This is a genomic window from Paenibacillus sacheonensis, from assembly GCF_009909195.1.
Classification (GTDB): domain Bacteria; phylum Bacillota; class Bacilli; order Paenibacillales; family Paenibacillaceae; genus Paenibacillus_Z; species Paenibacillus_Z sacheonensis.
Genome location: NZ_JAAAMU010000014.1, coordinates 181679 through 187781, shown reverse-complemented (window position 1 = coordinate 187781; position 6103 = coordinate 181679). Strand labels below are relative to the sequence as shown.

4 protein-coding genes are annotated in these 6103 nt (G+C 54.1%); 2 read left to right on the top strand and 2 right to left on the bottom strand.

All coding sequences use genetic code 11. The features are described from left to right. On the bottom strand, positions 1–1848 hold a 1848-nt coding region (locus GT003_RS23270; RefSeq protein WP_161702375.1), incomplete at its 3' end, for an S-layer homology domain-containing protein. Between the two features lie 272 nt (positions 1849–2120). Then, a complete protein-coding gene (locus tag GT003_RS23265) occupies positions 2121–2972 on the bottom strand; it encodes a phytanoyl-CoA dioxygenase family protein (RefSeq protein ID WP_161702373.1) in 852 nt (283 codons plus the stop codon). 329 nt (positions 2973–3301) lie between these two features. Here GT003_RS23265 and GT003_RS23260 point away from each other — a divergent pair, with 329 nt between their 5' ends. Both GT003_RS23260 and GT003_RS23255 read left to right on the top strand, forming a co-directional pair. Further along, on the top strand, positions 3302–4489 hold the full coding sequence (locus tag GT003_RS23260; protein ID WP_161702371.1) for an NAD(P)/FAD-dependent oxidoreductase: 1188 nt from the start codon (positions 3302–3304) through the stop codon (positions 4487–4489). 538 nt (positions 4490–5027) lie between these two features. Beyond that, positions 5028–6050, top strand: a complete 1023-nt coding sequence (locus GT003_RS23255) for an ROK family transcriptional regulator (RefSeq protein ID WP_161702369.1) — start codon at positions 5028–5030, stop codon at positions 6048–6050. Positions 6051–6103: the final 53 nt, after the last annotated feature.

Sequence of the window (6103 nt, the reverse complement as noted above, 5' to 3'; positions counted from 1 at the left end):
TTCAACTGTGAATCCGTCTACGCTGAAGGAAGCGTTCGTTACGGAAGTCTCATCGATATTGGCATCGAATTTCAGACGAACGGTCTCGACCTTGCCGTCCGTGGAGCTTACTCCGTCCTTGCCGTCCAGCGCGACCGCTTCGACCAGTCGGCTGGCTGCCACAGTTACCGCCGTTGCTAAACTGGCCGGTATATTACCGTTCGGAGCGATGCGCACTTCATAGCTTCCGGGTGCCAAACCCGTAATGGCCGTCGATTCGACAGGTACATCCGTCCATGTTGTTGCTGTCGCCTGTTTGTACTGATAGACTTTCGCTTCGTCCAAGCCCGTGATTTGCCCATCGGCCGTCGTGGATAACGATGGCGCAACGCCCTGCACGCCCGTCGGGGCTGACGGAGCCTGAGGTACATTCGACCCGCTGTTGTTGGAAACCGGCGTCGTATCCGGGTTTTTGGAGCCGTTAACGAGTTCGATGTTGCCTTTGACAGCCTCATAGTTCACGATGACATCGGACGGCTTCGTTCCGGCCGGAAGGACCAAATCGCCTATTTTCATTCCGGCTCCGAGCGTGATTTTGACGCCTGCATGCGTAATTTGCAAGGTCCCTACTTGAGAGATGCCGGTTGAATCCGAGAGGAAAATAACATCTGCTTCCTTATCGATACTTACATGGCCCAGTTGGAATTTACTGAATACGACTCTTCCTCGAACCGATTCTTGATTGGCGTCCGCTTGCAAATAAGGAGCGCCCGCAGTCCTGTAAGCAAATGTTCGGTAAGCCCGACGTTTCGTATCCGCGCCGGACAAGGAATCGTCGATCGTCGTTTTCCCTTCTACCTTTGTCGCTTCCGAGAAGAAGGAGTGTTCAACGTTCTTCCCAACATGGAGATCGCCGGCAATCGTCATGTTCTTCAAGGTGACATAGTCGCCGTTCACCGTAATATCGGCTTCTACTTTCGCGCCATGCCCGTCGATTACCACATGATTCGCATACGGATTGGAAGAATCCGCGCTCGCCGAACCCTTGGCCGTCAATTCGATTCGATCCATCTTTTCAATTCGATTCCCTGTTGCGGTTAAGATAATCACGGCGCCTTGCAATGCCGCAAGATTGCTTGGATTGATCCATTTCTTCTGTTCATCCGTCAAGCTATAGGTCCCTTCGGAGGTCACCAGGGCATCGTCGGTAATCGTCGAAATGGTTGTCGTGCGGGACTCGGTTCTCTCTTCGCTGCGGAAGACGAGCGCCGCCATCTGTCCGCGCGTAATGCTGTCGTTCGGAGAGAAGGCAGTCGGCGTTGTGCCGGTCGTTATATCATTCTCGGTCAATGCGCCTACGTATTTCGCAAACCAATCGCCCTGCTTCACGTCCGCGAACGACGGTTGCTGCGTATCGGACTGCTGAAGCTTATAAGCCAAGGCAATGACTTTCGCCATTTGCGCGCGGGTCAGCGTATCATTCGGGCTGAATTTATTGCCGAAGCCTTCGATGATTCCTCGATTGGCCAGTGCGCTGATGTACTTATAATAGAAATTCCCCTTCGATACATCTTTGAAGCCCGGGTCCGTGATTTTCTCGGTATCCAAACCTAACGCAGAGACGATGATCTTGGCCGCTTGCGCTCGGGTCAGCTTGTCGTACGGCTTGAATGTTCCGTCCGAATAGCCCTCGATGACATGCCTGGCTTGTAAACTCGTCACGGCTTCGTAAAAGTAATCGCTTGGCGATACATCCTTAAAGCCGGATTGCGCCGCGCCTGCACTAGGGGAAAGAATCAGTAACGAGCTTGTTGCCACGGCTGTAGCGGTTGCTACGATTTTGTAACGCTTCTTGTACGTTTTAGACAATTGCATAACCTCTTATCTAGGTGTATTTGCAAAATCCCAGTTGAACTTGTACGACTTCCAGCTGCGAATCGGAATTTATGCTAGATAGATTATCGGTTTTCTAGTCAAAAAGGATTAGTGCTTATGATGCATGTTTTGCAATAAACCGCCCTATTCAACAAAAAACCCACGCCTATTGATGGAGTGGGATCTTGAACAGAGTCTATGATATTCGATGGCTCCACGGCCTCTGACGCTTGCGCGCTCTGGTTCGTACCAGAGAAAGCCGCCTATTAAGGAGATACCGTATAGGAGCCGTCATCGTTCATGAGCAGCACGTTCCGCCCCCCGTTGCCGCCGTGATTGTCCCATGGCCATACGTCGCGGAAATACCAACGCGCTTCGGGTCCCAACGATTCGACCACCTCGGGCGAAACGTTGTTGTACCGGTGCCACCGCATGCCAAGGCTGCAGAAAGCGAACAAAATGGCGACTCGCGGATGGTTCGGATTGGTCCAAACCGGTCCTGCATGACAGGTGTTCTCGCTAAAGAACACGACCGACCCCGGTGTCGCCTCGTAGCCTTCGAACGGTTCGGCATAGGTGTCGTGTTTGGTCAGCAGATTCGGCGGCACCGGCAAATTCGCTTTGTGGCTTCCCGGCAGGAATACGGTTCCCCCGTCGTTCTTGCCGACCGGATTCAGCTCGATGACCATCCGTGTCAAACCTGCATAGCTTTGCCCCTGCGAAAAATAATAGTGAAAATGCGGGTTGCGCATCGGCCCGCCATGATGCGGCGGAAGATAATCCCCCTGTCCGAGCTCGCGCCAAACGGAGAAGACGTGATCGAGCCGGAACTCGCTGCCGATCAGATGCTTCAATGTCCCCTTCACGACGGGACTGCGCAGAATGTCTTCCGCGGCGCCGCCCGGCAGGGAAGAGCCTTGAACGATGCCGGCTTTGATTTCGTTTTCGCTGCGCGCCTGCTTGGCTTCGGTAATCAAGCGGACTTGTTCTTTAATGGCCGCAACCTGCCGTTCGTCGAAGACATCCTTGATGACAAGATAACCTTTCAGATCAAACATAAACTTCTGTTCATCCGACAACTCAAACTGCGAGAAATCCATTTTGAATTCGGTCGCCATCTCTTTGCACGCTCCTTTGTGTAATCGCTTCCAAGTGTGCGAATGTTGGAAACAATCCCTTCGGAAGATATTCGGGAGACGATGAACCTTTCCTCCCGCCGGCGTAAAAAAATAGAGAGAATGTCATCTATCTCTTGCTGCTTGCTCCTGCCTCTCGCAGCTAACAAAAAAGAACGACCCGAATCTCCTTCGGATCAACCTTCATGCAGCCGTCCGATGAACGCGCGCGTCGTATCGAGAGGATATTTTTGTTGATTGCCGGATCTGCGTCACAGCCTGCGTCTCTATCTCGTCTTGTTAACAAGAAGAAACAGGAAGGATGAACCTATATGAATACGAAGACTTGCGTCGTCATCGGCGCCGGATACGCGGGCATTCACGCCGTGAAGGAAATTCGCAGCCTGTTCGGGAATCATGCGGGCAGCCATCCCATGCGTCTCGTCCTGATTGACCGAAACCCCTACCATCTGCGCAAGGTGCTTCTATTTCGGCCGGCCGTCACCGACGAGGACATCCGCATCCCCTTGACTACGCTCTTTCCCGACGGGGTGAAATTGGTGCAGGCGACCGTCACGCGGATCCGTTCGGAGGAGCGGAAGCTTGTGTACGAGGATGCTTCGGGGGCGGAGCGGGAGATCGATTACGACCTGCTCGTCGTGGCGGCGGGCAGCGTCGTCCGGGAACCGGCTCCCGCGCAGGGCGGCATCGCACTCGCTTCCCTGGCGCATGCGCGTCAAATTCGGAGCGCATGGCTGGCTAATCTGGAGCGCGCCGCAACGGAAAACGACCCGAACGAACGCGCGCGTCTGATGCGCGTGGCGATCGCGGGGGCGGGCATCAGCGGCATCGAGACCGCGGCGGAATTGGCGCATCATGGCCGCAAAGACGCAGAACGGCTCGGTCTCGATCCGAGCTCCGTCTCGGTCGAGCTGTACAATGCGCACTGGCGGCTGTTTCTGGACGGTCCGGCCAAAGTCGGTCATAAACTGGAACATTACCTTCGGGAGCTGGGGGTCGACGTGAAGCATGAGAAACGCGTCGTCAAGGAGATCGACGGCGCGTTGACGCTGTCGGATGGCGAAGAACGCTGCGTCGGCCTCTGCATCTGGACCCTCGGGCTGAAGCCCAATCCGATGCTGCGCGCAATCGGCATGCCGGTCACGGCGGAAGGCGCCGCTATCGTGGATGCGAGCTACCGGGTCAAGGATATGCCGGGCGTCTACGCCATCGGCGACTGCGCCCGAATCGTAGCTCCCGGCAGCGGGCAGGCCGACGGCATGACGTGCAAGGAGGCGATTCCCCAAGCGGCCAGAATCGCCAAAGTGCTGCTTGCGGATCTCGAAGACCGCCAAGCGCCGGTGCACGAAAGCTACATGAAAACGTTCTGCATCGGGCTCGGTCCCGACAAGGGACTGGCTTGGGTGAACAAATGGGGACTCGATCTCGTAATTACGGGTAAATTGGGCTGGAAAATCAAAACCTATACGTGGCAAATGGCAAGCATGCTCCCCCAATGATAAACGGCATGAACAGGGACGGAGTTGACTCGCACGGAGGAACCGTTCAAGGCGTATAACGGACTGCTGCTCACGTTGGCTTACCAGATGACCGGCTCGTGGTCCGACGCGGAGGATGCGGTGCAGGCATTCGTTTCGAATTCGGCGGCGTCAACGGCCAGACCGGGATTGTCGTCTATTTGGGGGCGCGTCGTGCTGATGCATGCTGAGGGTCCTCGGTGCAAAGCATTTATATCATCCGCAATCCCGATAAACTGACACTCTTCCACCCTCGTCCCGTATCAAATTCGACGTCGTCGCGACCGCTCTGACGAGTAATTGATTCCAACCCCGCCAGTTGTATGAACGACATGCAAAATGCCTTCGGTTCCGCTCTTCTGGAATCGAAGGCATTTTTCGTTCCCTGCCGCTTTCAGTGACCGATTCATGTACGCCTCATTCAATGTTGTGCTTTACAACGATTTTTGTTACGATAGTCGCAACTTATTAAACTGAATTAATAAGTCGCATGTAACCGTGAATGAAAGGTTGAATTCCAATGACGAACGTCTTCAAAATTCCGGAAGAGAAACGAGAGCCGATAATTCACCGTATACGTGCCGGACTTATCTTATTGGGAAGCGCCACCAAAGCGGAGCTTTCCCAACGGTTGGGGCTTAGCTTTCCGACGATCAGCAAATTCATCGCCCAGATGGAGAAGGATGGAGAAATCCGCTATTCCAGCGAGGACGATTCCAGCGGAGGCCGAAGAGCGAAACGGTACGCCTACGATCCGGAGTATATGCTGGGTCTCGCCGTATTTGTCGAGAAGGACGAAACGAACTATTCCGTGTTCAACTGCATGGGCGACGTCAAAGAGCAGGGGACCCGGCCAAGCGTGCTGCAGCGCGACATCCACGCGCTCGCGGATCTGATTGAATCGTTGATCGAGAAGTATCCGAAATTACGTTCCATCGCGATCGGAGTTCCCGGTGCGGTCGACAACGGGAAAATTATTTTGATCCCGCCTTATCCGCAATTTCTCGACTATGACCTCAAGGGCGAATTCGAATCCAAATTTCTAATTCCGGTCGTGGTTGAAAACGATATGAATGCATCCGTGCTCGGTTTCGCATCCAACTTCCAGATCGAGAACGAATCCTTGGCGTACCTGTATTTCGGCCAGAACGGTCCGGGTTCCGGCATATTGATCAATGGCGACGTCGTTCGGGGCAGCACGTTCTTCACGGGCGAGATCTCGTTCGTGCCTCAGTACGACGATCAATCGTTCGTGCAGGCGCTGCGGTATGAACAGTCCACCGGAGGCAAATTATTAGCCCGTTCCAGCCAAATCGACGCCGTCGCACGGCTAATCGCCACCTTCGCCGCGATCATCAATCCAAAGGCGATCATCTTCAACGAGGATGAAGCGGACGAACAACTGTTGGCTGCGATCGCCGATCGAAGTGCGGCTTACATCCCCAAGCAACATGTTCCACAGCTATTGATGAGCAACTGGAGACAAGATTACCTATTCGGTTTGCAGCATTTGGCCCTGACTCTCATGATCTCGGAACGTTAATCCAACCCAAGGACTCGATTAAATTCGCTTCAATTTGAGTATAAAAAAGACGA